The following is a 13,403-nucleotide window of genomic DNA, read 5'->3' on the forward strand; positions in this document are numbered from 1 at the left end:
CTGTTCGGGCATAGGCTAGAAAGAACAGCACATATGAAAGACGATACCAACAGGATATGAGCCTGATTGTGGAGTGAACAGCATGCAATTTCAAATAGGAGATATGGTGACGAGGGCATCCTATCAAATGGATATTATGTTTCGAATCATTCGAATTGATGAGACAGATCAGCACGAAGCCACTGCCATATTGCATGGGAATGAAGTAAGGCTGATTGCTGATGCTAAGATGTCGGATCTCGTCTTAATTCAAAAAGAGGAGCAGCTGACAAGGGAGAAGGACGACGAACGGAAAATTAACGAATCGCTCGACTTACTAAGACAGGATTATCAGCTGCTGCGTGAAAAACAAGAGTATTATACTTCTGGACAATATCAGCATCAGGAGCAGTATTTTCACATGCCTGGAAAGGTCCTTCATTTAGATGGAGATGCTTCATACTTAAAGAAATGCTTAGATGTATATGAACGAATTGGTGTGCCTGTATATGGAGTACATTGCCATGAGAAGAAAATGCCAAGCGTGATCGATTCGTTACTTGATCAATATCGGCCTGATATTTTGGTCATTACAGGGCATGATGCGTATTCCAAGCAAAAGGGCGGCGTAAATGATATCGGTGCCTATCGCCATTCTCGTCATTTCGTTGAGACGGTTCAAAAAGCAAGAAAGAAAATTCCTCATTTAGATCAACTTGTGATCTTTGCAGGCGCCTGTCAATCTCATTTCGAATCATTGATCCAAGCAGGTGCCAATTTTGCAAGCTCACCTTCACGTGTGAACATCCATGCGCTCGATCCCGTCTATATCGTTGCGAAGATCAGCTTCACTCCATTTGTAGATCGAATCAACGTATGGGATGTGCTTCGTAATACATTAACAAGAGAAAAAGGACTCGGAGGCATCGAGACGAAGGGTGTTTTAAGGGTAGGTATGCCATATAAAAAAGACCATGAATCGACATAACCCGACTGATTTCAGTCTGGTTTTTTTTATGTGTAAAAAGAAATTTCAAACGGATACATAATTCACCGGAATTTGAGAAAAATAGGGAGGAGAAAAGGTAGAAGTTTGTCAAAATTATTTTGTTGACAATGGCTCGTGTTGGTTGATATAATTTAATTTTTATTTGACAAAAATGGGCCGTTGTTGTATAATTATCTCAGTGAGGTGGATGCAATGGCGAAGACTTTGTCCGACATCAAAAGATCGCTTGATGGTAACTTAGGTAAACGTTTGACGTTAAAGGCTAACGGAGGCCGCCGTAAAACAATTGAGCGTTCGGGCATTTTAGCTGAAACGTACCCTTCTGTATTTGTGATTCAATTAGATCAAGATGAGAATTCGTTTGAAAGAGTTTCTTACAGTTATGCAGATATACTGACTGAGACGGTCGAATTAACGTTCGATGATGCCGCTAGCTCAGTCGCCTATTAATGGGCAGTGAACTTCTTGTTTACTGCTTTTTGTTTTGCCTTTTTTTCTGAATGGGAGTCTGTCCATTTTTTGAAAGGGGTAAAAGAAAAGATTCGATACAAAATAAGAAAGCCACAAAAGCAGTGGCACTGATTCGAATTCTCGACTAAAGGGGCTGTTTCGTTTGGGTAGACGCCGAGGCATTATGTCAGATGAGTTCAAATACGAGCTGGCGAAGGATCTTGGATTTTATGATACCGTCAAAAATGGAGGCTGGGGAGAAATTCGTGCGCGTGACGCAGGGAATATGGTCAAACGTGCCATCGAATTAGCTCAGCAGCACATGGCTCAGGAAGAGAATCAATGATAGAAAAATGGTCAGGGATACCTCAGGTGTCTCTGGCTTTTTTTGTTGGAAAAGTCAGTGTGCTGGGCGTAAAAGCCAATATTCATCAGATCCATCAAATGTGATACAATATTGATACTTATGTTTAGATGGAGAAGTAGGTGAAATGTTTGCGTATTTTAGAAAAAGCACCGGCAAAAATTAATCTCTCACTTGATGTTCATGGAAAAAGACCAGATGGATATCACGAAGTGGAGATGGTGATGACAACAATAGACCTTGCAGATCGACTTGAGCTGACGGAGCTGGATAAAGACGAAATCCGTGTATCATCTCATAATCGATTTGTGCCAGATGATCAGCGTAACCTGGCTTATCAGGCAGCTAAATTACTCAAAACAAGGTTCGGTATTCAAAAAGGAGTATCGATTGTCATCACAAAAGCAATCCCTGTTGCAGCAGGTTTAGCTGGAGGCAGCAGTGATGCTGCAGCAGCGCTTCGCGGTTTAAACCGTTTGTGGAAGTTAAATCTCACGTTAGATGAACTGGCTGAGCTTGGAGCGGAGATCGGCTCAGATGTGTCTTTTTGTGTACACGGAGGCACAGCACTAGCGACAGGACGTGGAGAAAAACTGAAGCATATCGCGACACCGCCGCATTGCTGGGTGATTTTAGCGAAGCCGGTGATTGGGGTATCTACAGCTGAAGTTTATAGACAATATGACGCAAGCAAAGTAGAACACCCAAATGTACAGCGTATGATTGAAGCCATTGAGGCGAAAGATTATAAAGAGATGTGCGGCTCACTCGGTAATGTTCTGGAGTCTGTGACATTAAAGATGTATCCAGAAGTAGATATGATCAAAAGACAGATGAAGCGTTTCGGTGCTGATGCTGTATTAATGAGTGGAAGCGGCCCAACGGTATTTGGCTTGATTCAATATGAATCAAAGGTACAAAGAATATATAACGGACTGAGAGGATTTTGTGATCAGGTATACGCTGTCCGCATGATCGGCGAACAAAATGCCCTTGATTAAATCCGTATATTAAGTTATATTATTCATAAATTATTCGGGTTCTGGGGGTAAGTTCATGAAGTTTCGTCGAAGCGGCAGATTGGTGGACTTAACAAATTATTTGTTAGCCCACCCGCACGTACTAGTACCTTTAACTTTTTTTGCAGAACGTTATCAATCTGCAAAGTCCTCCATTAGTGAAGACTTAACGATTATCAAACAGACCTTCGAACAGCAGGGAATAGGCACATTGCTTACTGTACCTGGCGCTGCTGGCGGAGTGAAATATATTCCAAAAATACACCTAAAAGAAGCAGATGACGTAGTAAACGATATCGGAGAGGCATTATCAACTCCTGAACGTGTACTTCCTGGCGGTTATTTATATTTAACCGATGTTTTAGGCAATCCATCGATACTTGCGAAAATCGGTAAGCTGTTTGCGACCATCTTTGCGGACCGTGCGATTGATGTCGTCATGACCGTTGCGACAAAAGGTATTCCGATTGCCTATTCTGTTGCGGGTTATTTAAATGTGCCTGTTGTGATCGTTAGAAAAGATAATAAGGTAACCGAAGGATCAACTGTCAGTATTAATTATGCGTCAGGTTCTTCTAACCGAATTCAAACCATGTCCCTTGCAAAGCGAAGCTTAGATAAAGGCTCCAATGTGTTGATCATTGATGACTTTATGAAAGCGGGCGGAACCATTAACGGCATGATGAATTTGCTTGAGGAATTTAATGCAAATGTTGCAGGGATCGGTGTTCTTTTAGAAGATGAAGGCGTAGATGAACGTCTTGTCGATGAATATGTCTCGTTGTTAAAGCTTTCTACCATTGATATGAAGCAAAAAATCATTGAGATCAATGAAGGCAATTTCCACGAGTTTTTTCATTCGAAAGCGTAAGCTTTGATTAAACATGTATTTGAATGGGAGAGATTAATATGACAAAAGTTGTTCAAACCAAACATGCACCAGCAGCCATTGGACCTTACTCTCAAGGAATTATTGTCAATAACATGTTTTACAGCTCAGGGCAAATTCCATTAACCCCAGCTGGAGATTTTGTAAATGGAGATATTAAAGAACAAACACATCAAGTATTCCGTAATCTTGAGGCTGTACTTGAAGCAGCAGGTGCTTCCTTTGAAACAGTCGTGAAAGCAACTGTTTTCATTAAAGATATGGAACAATTCGCTGAAGTGAATGAAGTGTACGGTGAGTATTTCCATACACATAAGCCAGCTCGTTCATGCGTGGAAGTGGCAAGACTTCCAAAGGATGCGCTTGTAGAAATAGAAGTAGTTGCATTAGTTAAATAAACAGGCACTCTCAATGAAAGCCGTTTGGTTTCATCATATGCAGGGAAAGACATCATCATGATGTCTTTTTTTATGCTGAGAATGTAAGCGTCGTCACGAATATGACAAATAATGTATAAATATCCCGATATTTCAAAAAAAGTTTAAAAAAAGAGCAGGAGAATCACCACGATCGTTGAATACCTAAGTAATGCTTTTATATTGGGAAAAGGTGGTGAACTACTGTGGAAGTTACTGACGTAAGATTACGCCGCGTGAATACCGATGGTCGCATGAGGGCGATTGCATCCATCACGCTGGACCACGAATTTGTTGTTCATGATATTCGTGTGATTGATGGAAACAATGGGTTGTTTGTAGCAATGCCTAGCAAACGCACGCCTGATGGAGAGTTTCGCGATATTGCACATCCAATTAATTCAAGCACTCGGGGTAAAATCCAAGATGCTGTATTAAATGAATATCATCGCTTAGGCGAAGAGGAAGAAACAATTGAATATGAAGAAGCTGGAGCTTCTTAATCATATGTGAACCTAAAAAGGCGGCTTTAAGAGAAAATGAATGTTTTCTTTTAAATGCTGTCTTTTTTGCGTTCTTTCTCTTGTTTCTTAAGTCTTTCATTTGTTAGAAAATTATTGTACTTCCTTATGTATCCTTGAAATCAGTCTTTATTTAGGATATATTTTTCTATGGATAATAGGGATATTGGAGGCCAATCAATGGATAAGCGGTTCGCAGTGATTTTAGCAGCGGGAAAAGGAACGAGAATGAAGTCAAAGCTATATAAAGTACTTCATCCAGTTTGCGGAAAGCCAATGGTCGAGCATGTGGCAGATGAAGCGTTAAAGCTTTCTTTAGCCAAGCTGGTGACGATTGTCGGTCATGGTGCAGAGGACGTGAAAGAGCAGCTTGGAGACAGAAGTGAGTATGCACTTCAAGAAGAACAGCTGGGAACAGCCCATGCCGTCAAACAAGCAAAGTCGTTCCTCGCGCAGGAAAAGGGAACAACCATTGTCATTTGTGGTGATACGCCATTATTGACAGCGGAAACAATGGAAGCCATGTTAAGCGAGCATCAAAAACATCAAGCGAAAGTCACTATTTTAACAGCACATGCGGATGATCCGACAGGCTATGGCCGTATTATTCGTGACGAAACAGGTGCTGTCGTGAAAATTGTGGAGCATAAAGATGCGAACGATGCAGAGCGTCAAGTGAATGAAATTAATACAGGGACTTATTGCTTTTCAAATGAAGATCTCTTCCGTGTGATTGAGCAAGTGTCGAATGAAAATGCACAGGGTGAATACTACTTGCCAGACGTTATTGAAATTCTAAAAAATGAAGGGCAAACAGTTGCAGCTTATCAAACACCGCATTTTGAAGAAACACTTGGAGTTAACGATCGTATCGCTCTATCACAAGCAGAGCAATTCATGAAGCGACGTATTAATCATCAGCATATGAAGAATGGTGTGACCTTGATTGATCCTGAGAACACGTATATTTCGCCAGATGCTGTCATCGGTGAAGATACAGTTATCTATCCTGGGACGGTCATCAAAGGGAATGTAAAAATCGGTGCAGACGCCACTATTGGGCCAAACACTGAAATTGTTGACAGCATCATCGGAGATCGAACAGTCATTAAGCAATCTGTCGTCTGCGATAGTGAGGTTGGAGTTGATGTGACAATTGGACCGTTTGCTCATATTCGCCCGTTGTCGAAAATTGGCGATGAAGTAAAAATCGGAAATTTTGTCGAAATCAAGAAAACAGTTTTCGGAGACCGCAGCAAAGCATCTCATCTAAGCTACATTGGAGACGCAGAGGTCGGAACTGATGTAAACCTTGGCTGTGGTTCCATTACAGTCAACTATGATGGGAAAAACAAATTCTTAACGAAGATTGAAGACGGCGCATTTATTGGCTGTAATTCAAATCTAGTTGCACCAGTCACTGTCGGAAAAGGGGCATATGTTGCAGCCGGTTCAACGGTTACAGAAGATGTACCGCAGGATGCATTGTCTATTGCTAGAGCAAGACAAGTCAATAAAGAAGATTATGTGAAAAATATTCATAAAAAATAATCCAAATACCCGGAGGTTTACCATACCATGTCTAATCGTTATGCTGATGCGAATTTAAAGATATTCTCTTTGAATTCAAACCCTGAACTTGCCAAAGAAATTGCCGATCGTATCGGAGTTGATGTAGGAAAGAGCTCTGTTAAACGCTTTAGTGACGGTGAAGTCCAAATCAATATTGAAGAAAGTATCCGCGGCTGTGATTGTTATGTCATTCAATCAACAAGTGCGCCAGTCAATGAGCATATTATGGAACTGCTCATTATGGTGGATGCACTAAAACGCGCTTCTGCGAAAACTGTCAATATTGTGATCCCTTATTACGGATATGCACGTCAAGATCGTAAGGCAAAACCTCGTGAGCCAATCACTGCGAAGCTTTTTGCGAACTTGCTTGAAACAGCAGGTGCTACACGTGTGATTGCACTTGATCTTCATGCGCCGCAAATCCAAGGTTTCTTCGATATTCCAATCGATAACTTAATGGCTGTGCCAATCTTAACAAACTATTTCGAACAGAAGAACTTGAATGATATCGTTGTTGTGTCTCCTGACCACGGTGGTGTGACACGTGCGCGTAAAATGGCAGACCGCCTGAAAGCGCCAATCGCAATTATCGACAAACGCCGTCCAAAGCCAAACGTTGCTGAAGTCATGAACATTATTGGTAACATTGAAGGCAAAACGGCGATTCTGATCGATGATATCATTGATACAGCTGGTACTATTACACTTGCAGCAAATGCGCTAGTCGAAAATGGAGCAGCTGAAGTATATGCTTGCTGTACGCACCCAGTATTGTCTGGACCAGCAGTAGAACGCATCACAAACTCTAAAATTAAAGAATTGGTTGTGACAAACAGTATTCAATTAACTGATGACAAGAAAGTTGGAAAATTCATTCCGCTTTCGGTTGGGCCTTTGCTTGCAGAAGCCATCATCCGTGTACATGAAGAAGAATCTGTGAGCTACCTTTTCAGCTAATTTTCTGATTAAAAAAGGCCCTAGGCATCAAGCTTGGGGTCTTTTTGCTATCATCATTCACGGCAAATAGGTTTAAAATGATTCGGTTATGGGTAATTATGAGAGTAGTGACAAAAAAGAAATAGGATGGTGCTGAATATGGCAACTTTAAAAGCAAATAAAAGAACTGATTTCAAACGTTCCACACTGCAAAAAATCCGTCATTCAGGACACGTTCCTGGTGTCATATACGGAAAAAATACAGACAGCCTGGCTGTTTCATTAGACAGCATCGATTTATTAAAAACCTTACGTGATGAAGGGAAGAATACAATTATCACCTTAGACGTGGGTGGCGAAACGAAATCTGTGATGGTGACAGAATTACAAACAGATCCGTTGAAAAACGAGCTTGTCCATGCTGATTTCCAAGTCGTTGACTTACAGCGTGAAATTGAAGCAGATGTACCAATACAGCTGATTGGCGAGTCTAAAGGGGTAAAAGATGGCGGTGTGCTTCAGCAGCCACTATTTGAACTATCTGTTACAGCCAAACCAAAAGATATCCCGCAGAATATTGAAGCTGATATTACAAACTTAGAAGTCAATGATGTCTTAACAGTTGCTGATCTGCCTGTTCAGTCATCTTATCAAATCAATAACGATCCAGAAGAAGTCGTTGCTTCCATTCTGCCGCCTCAGCAATCAGAGGTTCCTGAGCCGGATAGCGAAGAAGAGCCGCAAGAGCCTGAGGCCATTAAAGAAAAGGATGACGATGGAGAATAACTGGTCATTTAAAGACGTAACCCTCCCGCGGTTGCGTCTTTTGTGCTAGAATGAAAAGAATTCATACGTTTTTACATGAGGCAATCTGATTGGCTCATTTTTTAGGCGTGTGCTGTGTGACAAAGGAGGTTATTGGTTTCATGATTGCATTCGTTGGATTAGGCAATCCAGGAAAAGAATATGAAAAAACAAGACATAATGTCGGGTTTATGACAATAGATGAATTATCGAAAAAATGGGACATTCCTTTAAATCAATCAAAATTCCATGGACAATTTGGAACTGGGTTTGTTTCGGGGCAAAAGGTTCTACTTGTAAAGCCGCTTACATATATGAACTTATCAGGAGAATGTGTGCGTCCGCTGATGGACTATTACGATATTCCCCTCGAACATTTGAAAGTGATCTATGATGATCTTGATTTGCCAACTGGCCGGATTCGCCTACGTACAAAAGGAAGTGCAGGCGGGCATAATGGAATCAAATCATTGATTCAGCATTTAGGTTCACCTGAATTTGACCGATTCCGTATCGGCATTGGACGTCCTCAAAACGGCATGAAGGTCGTTGATTACGTACTAGGACGTTTCTCAGAAGAGGAACAGCCTGACATTGCATCAGCCATTCAATCGTCTGTCGAGGCTTGTGAAGCGGCTTTAAAAAAGCCATTTTTAGAAGTGATGAATGATTTTAACAAGAAGGTATAAGAATGATAAGCGAAGCACATACTGATCATAAAATCTCAGCATGGGAGGATCACGTATGGCTTTGCATTATTACTGCCGCCACTGTGGTGTAAAGGTTGGCAGTCTAGATGAATCCGCTGTCCAAAGTGAAGCACTTGGATTTCATCACTTAACAAATGAGGAAAGAAACGATATGATTTCTTATAGGGAAAATGGTGATTTACATGTACAAACCATTTGTGAGGATTGCCAAGAGGCGCTCGAAAGAAATCCTGATTACCATCAGTATCATACTTTTATTCAATAAAAAAGCTTTGGTGTAGATATTAGACCAAAGCGTTTTTCTGTTTTAAACAAACAGGGAGGAGGAGCCAAATGAAAAACATACAATCATTTATCAAACAAAGTGATGATTTTCAGTCCATTTTTAATGGGCTAAAGGAAGGGTTAAAAGAACAGCTGCTTGCCGGACTATCAGGCTCCGTCAGATCTTTATTTACAGCCGCGATATCAGACGAACTGAAGCGGCCGATGTTTATTGTGACTCACAATTTATATCAGGCGCAGAAGGTAACAGATGATCTAGCAAGTGTGATGCCGGATCGCTCGGTTCTTCTTTATCCTGTCAATGAACTCATCGCTTCAGAAATTGCAGTGGCCAGTCCTGAGCTGAGAGCACAGCGTTTGGATGTCTTGAATCGACTTGCGAATGGAGAAAAACCTATTATCGTCACTCCCGCTGCTGCGGTTCGGAGGATGCTTCCGCCAGTTGAGCTCTGGAAGGAGAGCCAGATCCATTTAAAGATCGGTGAAGAAATTGATTTGGAGGCGTTTTCAAAACAGCTCGTACAAATTGGTTATGACCGGACGTCGATGGTTGCAGCGCCCGGAGATTTTAGTGTGCGCGGAGGAATTATCGACATCTATGCGTTAACGGAAGATCATCCAATCCGTATTGAACTGTTTGATACAGAAATAGACTCGATTCGAACATTTCATTCGGATACACAGCGTTCATTAGAAACCCTTCAAGAAATCAAAATAGGTCCTGCAAAAGAGTTAATTGTGAGAGGTCCTGAACGAGTGAGAGCCATTGAACAGCTTGATCAAGGGCTGGCGAAGAGCTTAAAGAAATTCAACTCAGATCAGCAAAAAGAACTGCTTCATCAAAATATATCTGCTGATCGCGAGAAGCTGCTAGAAGGCATCGTGACACAGGAAATGACGAAGTACCTGTCCTATTTCTATGAAAAGCCTGCTAGTTTGCTAGATTACACATCGCAGGATACGATTATTATTTTAGATGAAATCAGCAGAATTCAGGAGATGGAAGAACAGCTTGAACAGGAAGAAGCCGATTGGACAATTAGTCTGCTTGAAGAAGGCAATATTCTTCATGATTTATCTCTATCTTTCCCGTTCCAAGAACTGATCAATCAGCAATCGAGATCCATTCTGTACTACTCTTTGTTCCTGAGACATGTCCAGCAGACAAATCCTCAAAATATCGTCAATGTATCTAGTAAGCAAATGCAGAATTTCCATGGACAGATGAACGTGCTGGCGAGTGAAATTGAACGCTATAAAAAACAGCAATACACGGTTGTTTTCTTAGGTGCTGATGATGAGCGGACAGAAAAGCTGTCGTCTGTTCTGCATGATTATGACATTGAAGCCGCTCTTGCTAAACCGGACGCTGAGCTTGTGAGCGGACAGGTGTATATTTTACAAGGTGAGCTGCAAACAGGCTTTGAACTGCCGTTATCAAAAATTGCTGTGATCACAGAAGGTGAACTCTTCAAGAAACGTGTGAAAAAACAGGCGCGTAAGCAAAAGCTGACCAATGCAGAGCGGATCAAGAGCTATTCAGAGCTTCAAGTCGGTGATTATGTGGTGCACATTAACCACGGGATCGGTAAATATTTAGGAATTGAAACGCTTGAAATCGGCGGCATTCATAAAGATTATTTAAATATTCATTATCAAGGAAGCGACAAGCTTTATGTACCGGTTGAACAAATTGATCAGGTGCAGAAATATGTAGGATCAGAAGGTAAAGAACCAAAGCTGTACAAACTGGGCGGCAGCGATTGGAAACGCGTGAAGAAAAAAGTTGAAACATCTGTACAGGACATCGCAGATGATCTGATTAAACTGTACGCAGAACGCGAGGCAAGCAAAGGATATGCTTTCTCGCCTGATCATGAGATGCAGCGCCAGTTTGAATCTGCGTTCCCTTATCAGGAAACAGATGATCAAATCCGTTCGATTCACGAAATTAAACAGGATATGGAGCGGGAACGTCCAATGGACCGTCTGCTTTGTGGAGATGTGGGTTACGGAAAAACGGAGGTGGCTATTCGTGCGGCCTTTAAAGCGATTGCTGACGGGAAGCAGGTAGCCCTGCTTGTTCCGACAACCATCTTAGCACAGCAGCATTTTGACACAATCATGGACCGATTCCAAGACTACCCTGTCAAAATTGCGCAGCTGAGCCGTTTCCGTACAAGAAAAGAAACAACTGAAACGTTAAAAGGGCTGAAAAACGGAACGATTGATATGGTCATCGGCACACACCGTCTTCTTTCAAAAGACATCGTCTACAAGGATTTAGGACTGTTGATCATTGATGAGGAACAGCGTTTTGGTGTGACGCATAAAGAGAAAATTAAGCAGATGAAAGCCAATATTGACGTACTGACATTAACAGCTACCCCAATTCCGCGTACGCTTCATATGTCCATGCTTGGCGTACGGGATTTATCAGTGATTGAAACACCGCCTGAAAACCGTTTCCCTGTTCAAACCTATGTGGTCGAGTACAATGGTGCTTTAGTCAGAGAAGCGATTGAGCGAGAATTAGCACGCGGCGGTCAAGTGTACTTCCTTTACAACCGTGTTGAGGATATTGAACGAAAAGCAGATGAAATCTCCATGCTAGTCCCAGACGCAAAAGTCAGTTATGCGCACGGGAAAATGAGTGAGAACGAGCTGGAATCAGTGATGATCAATTTCCTTGAAGGTGAATCAGATGTATTGGTCAGTACCACCATCATTGAAACGGGAGTCGATATTCCAAATGTGAACACACTCATCGTCCACGATGCCGATAAAATGGGGCTTTCTCAGCTGTACCAGCTAAGAGGACGAGTCGGGCGTTCGAACCGTGTTGCTTATGCTTATTTCACGTATCGAAAAGATAAAGTTCTTTCTGAAGTTGCGGAGAAAAGACTTCAAGCTATTAAAGAATTCACAGAGCTCGGATCTGGGTTTAAAATTGCGATGCGTGATTTAACAATTCGAGGAGCAGGAAACTTACTTGGTGCTCAGCAGCATGGCTTCATTGATTCAGTTGGATTCGACCTCTATTCTCAAATGCTGAAAGAAGCCATTGAGGAAAGAAGAGGCGATACAACGGCTCAAGATAAATTCGAGCCAGAAATTGATCTGCAAATTGATGCTTACATCCCAGACACTTATATTTCGGACGGCAAGCAAAAGATTGAAATGTATAAACAGTTCAGAGCAATTGGATCGATTGAAGAGAGAAAAGAGCTTCAGGATGAAATGATCGACCGATTTGGTGAATATCCGCAAGAAGTGGCTGACTTGTTTACGATTGCGACAATGAAGGTGTACGCTGTCCAGGAACGTGTCGAGCTGATCAAGATGGAGAAAGGCATTGTTAGAATGACTCTTGATGAGAAAGCAAGCAGTGAAATCGACGGTCAAAAATTATTTGAGCTCGGCAGTAAATATGGACGTGAAATCGGGTTAGGAATGGAAGGCAGCAAGCTGATTATTTCTGTCCAAACGAAAGGCAAGAAGACGGAGGAATGGCTTGAGGTTGTTCTTAACATGCTTCGAGGCCTTCAAGATGTGAAAAAAGAAACCATTCCATCTTCATAAAATTTTGTTTGTCTCTCGTGTATATTACGTTTGATGTGACGGATACTAAACTCAGGGTCAAGTGGTGAATGTTGCATAAAGTGGACGCTTTTGTTCCATTCACCCAACACATCATCAAACGAAAGAGAGGCAGCAGTGAATGAAAGCAACTGGAATTGTACGCCGCATCGATGATCTAGGTAGAGTGGTTATTCCGAAGGAGATTCGCAGAACATTGCGCATCCGGGAAGGAGATCCGCTTGAGATTTTCGTCGACCGCGATGGAGAAGTGATTTTGAAGAAGTATTCGCCGATTAGTGAGCTAGGAGACTTTGCGAAGGAATATGCTGATGCATTATTCGACAGTCTGGGTCATTCCATCCTGATCTGTGATCGAGATACGTATATTGCTGTATCCGGCAGTTCGAAAAAAGAGTACTTAAACAAATCGATCAGTGATTTACTTGAACGAACAATGGATCAGCGTAATTCTGTGTTAGAAGAAAGCAAAAAAGAAATTCAACTTGTCGATGGTATTGATGATGACGTATCTGCTTATACCATTGCACCTATTGTTGCAAACGGAGATCCAATTGGCGCCGTCGTCTTATTTTCTAAAGAGCGTTCAATGGGAGAAGTGGAGCATAAAGCGGCAGAAACGGCAGCTGGCTTCTTAGCCCGTCAAATGGAACATTAGGTCTAATAACTCTATATCATCTTGATAAAATGAAAGAATGCCGATGAAATCATTTGATTTTGTCGGTTTTTTATATGGGATGAAACAAAACGAGACATGTGCCGTCTACTCCTTAGAAAGAAACGTCTTTTCATTCACGTATGTTATAATGAGTGCGTTTAACTGTAGATTTATTTTAAAGGAGTCAT

The 13,403-nt window shown here is 41.7% G+C and carries 14 protein-coding genes; all 14 read left to right on the plus strand.

Annotated elements, in window-relative coordinates; translation table 11 throughout:
* The first annotated feature begins 82 nt into the window (after positions 1-82).
* The 14 genes from yabG (at position 83) to spoVT (ending at position 13,215) form a co-directional block, all read left to right on the plus strand.
* A complete protein-coding gene (yabG, locus tag MHB67_RS00285; RefSeq protein ID WP_024427198.1) occupies positions 83-967 on the plus strand; it encodes a sporulation peptidase YabG in 885 nt (294 codons plus the stop codon).
* A gap of 213 nt (positions 968-1,180) precedes the next feature.
* Entirely contained in the window at positions 1,181-1,438 is a 258-nt protein-coding gene (locus MHB67_RS00290) for a Veg family protein (protein WP_024425637.1), read from the plus strand.
* A 163-nt stretch (positions 1,439-1,601) separates the two neighbouring features.
* Complete coding sequence (locus MHB67_RS00295) at positions 1,602-1,784, plus strand: small, acid-soluble spore protein, alpha/beta type (RefSeq protein ID WP_103132751.1); 183 nt, start codon at positions 1,602-1,604, stop codon at positions 1,782-1,784.
* 149 nt (positions 1,785-1,933) lie between these two features.
* Positions 1,934-2,803, plus strand: a complete 870-nt coding sequence (gene ispE / locus MHB67_RS00300; RefSeq protein ID WP_019743558.1) for a 4-(cytidine 5'-diphospho)-2-C-methyl-D-erythritol kinase — start codon at positions 1,934-1,936, stop codon at positions 2,801-2,803.
* Positions 2,804-2,858: 55 nt separating this feature from the next.
* On the plus strand, positions 2,859-3,692 hold the full coding sequence (purR, locus tag MHB67_RS00305; protein WP_024425638.1) for a pur operon repressor: 834 nt from the start codon (positions 2,859-2,861) through the stop codon (positions 3,690-3,692).
* 38 nt (positions 3,693-3,730) lie between these two features.
* A complete protein-coding gene (gene ridA / locus MHB67_RS00310) occupies positions 3,731-4,108 on the plus strand; it encodes a 2-iminobutanoate/2-iminopropanoate deaminase (protein ID WP_024425639.1) in 378 nt (125 codons plus the stop codon).
* 224 nt (positions 4,109-4,332) lie between these two features.
* Positions 4,333-4,629 carry a septation regulator SpoVG gene (gene spoVG / locus MHB67_RS00315; RefSeq protein ID WP_008357439.1) on the plus strand — a complete coding sequence of 99 codons (297 nt, stop codon included), beginning with the start codon at positions 4,333-4,335 and terminating at the stop codon, positions 4,627-4,629.
* A 198-nt stretch (positions 4,630-4,827) separates the two neighbouring features.
* Positions 4,828-6,198, plus strand: a complete 1,371-nt coding sequence (gene glmU, locus MHB67_RS00320) for a bifunctional UDP-N-acetylglucosamine diphosphorylase/glucosamine-1-phosphate N-acetyltransferase GlmU (RefSeq protein WP_024425640.1) — start codon at positions 4,828-4,830, stop codon at positions 6,196-6,198.
* A 27-nt stretch (positions 6,199-6,225) separates the two neighbouring features.
* Complete coding sequence (locus MHB67_RS00325) at positions 6,226-7,179, plus strand: ribose-phosphate diphosphokinase (protein WP_024425641.1); 954 nt, start codon at positions 6,226-6,228, stop codon at positions 7,177-7,179.
* Between the two features lie 138 nt (positions 7,180-7,317).
* Positions 7,318-7,944, plus strand: coding sequence for a 50S ribosomal protein L25/general stress protein Ctc (locus MHB67_RS00330; protein ID WP_024425642.1), 627 nt, complete (start codon positions 7,318-7,320; stop codon positions 7,942-7,944).
* Between the two features lie 140 nt (positions 7,945-8,084).
* On the plus strand, positions 8,085-8,651 hold the full coding sequence (gene pth, locus MHB67_RS00335) for an aminoacyl-tRNA hydrolase (RefSeq protein ID WP_024425643.1): 567 nt from the start codon (positions 8,085-8,087) through the stop codon (positions 8,649-8,651).
* 55 nt (positions 8,652-8,706) lie between these two features.
* Entirely contained in the window at positions 8,707-8,937 is a 231-nt protein-coding gene (locus MHB67_RS00340) for an anti-sigma-F factor Fin family protein (RefSeq protein WP_003217967.1), read from the plus strand.
* A gap of 68 nt (positions 8,938-9,005) precedes the next feature.
* On the plus strand, positions 9,006-12,539 hold the full coding sequence (mfd, locus tag MHB67_RS00345; RefSeq protein WP_342492716.1) for a transcription-repair coupling factor: 3,534 nt from the start codon (positions 9,006-9,008) through the stop codon (positions 12,537-12,539).
* 139 nt (positions 12,540-12,678) lie between these two features.
* Complete coding sequence (gene spoVT, locus MHB67_RS00350; RefSeq protein WP_003217990.1) at positions 12,679-13,215, plus strand: stage V sporulation protein T; 537 nt, start codon at positions 12,679-12,681, stop codon at positions 13,213-13,215.
* The last annotated feature ends 188 nt before the right edge of the window (positions 13,216-13,403 follow it).

It is taken from the genome of Bacillus sp. FSL H8-0516 (genome assembly GCF_038635285.1).
Lineage (GTDB): Bacteria > Bacillota > Bacilli > Bacillales > Bacillaceae > Bacillus > Bacillus safensis.

Bases quoted from the DNA above. Each gene is read 5' to 3' on its own strand.
- yabG (WP_024427198.1), top strand. From the start codon at position 83: ATGCAATTTCAAATAGGAGATATGGTGACGAGGGCATCCTATCAAATG.
- MHB67_RS00290 (WP_024425637.1), top strand. From the start codon at position 1,181: ATGGCGAAGACTTTGTCCGACATCAAAAGATCGCTTGATGGTAACTTA.
- purR (WP_024425638.1), top strand. From the start codon at position 2,859: ATGAAGTTTCGTCGAAGCGGCAGATTGGTGGACTTAACAAATTATTTG.
- ridA (WP_024425639.1), top strand. From the start codon at position 3,731: ATGACAAAAGTTGTTCAAACCAAACATGCACCAGCAGCCATTGGACCT.
- glmU (WP_024425640.1), top strand. From the start codon at position 4,828: ATGGATAAGCGGTTCGCAGTGATTTTAGCAGCGGGAAAAGGAACGAGA.
- MHB67_RS00325 (WP_024425641.1), top strand. From the start codon at position 6,226: ATGTCTAATCGTTATGCTGATGCGAATTTAAAGATATTCTCTTTGAAT.
- MHB67_RS00330 (WP_024425642.1), top strand. From the start codon at position 7,318: ATGGCAACTTTAAAAGCAAATAAAAGAACTGATTTCAAACGTTCCACA.
- pth (WP_024425643.1), top strand. From the start codon at position 8,085: ATGATTGCATTCGTTGGATTAGGCAATCCAGGAAAAGAATATGAAAAA.
- MHB67_RS00340 (WP_003217967.1), top strand. From the start codon at position 8,707: ATGGCTTTGCATTATTACTGCCGCCACTGTGGTGTAAAGGTTGGCAGT.
- mfd (WP_342492716.1), top strand. From the start codon at position 9,006: ATGAAAAACATACAATCATTTATCAAACAAAGTGATGATTTTCAGTCC.
- spoVT (WP_003217990.1), top strand. From the start codon at position 12,679: ATGAAAGCAACTGGAATTGTACGCCGCATCGATGATCTAGGTAGAGTG.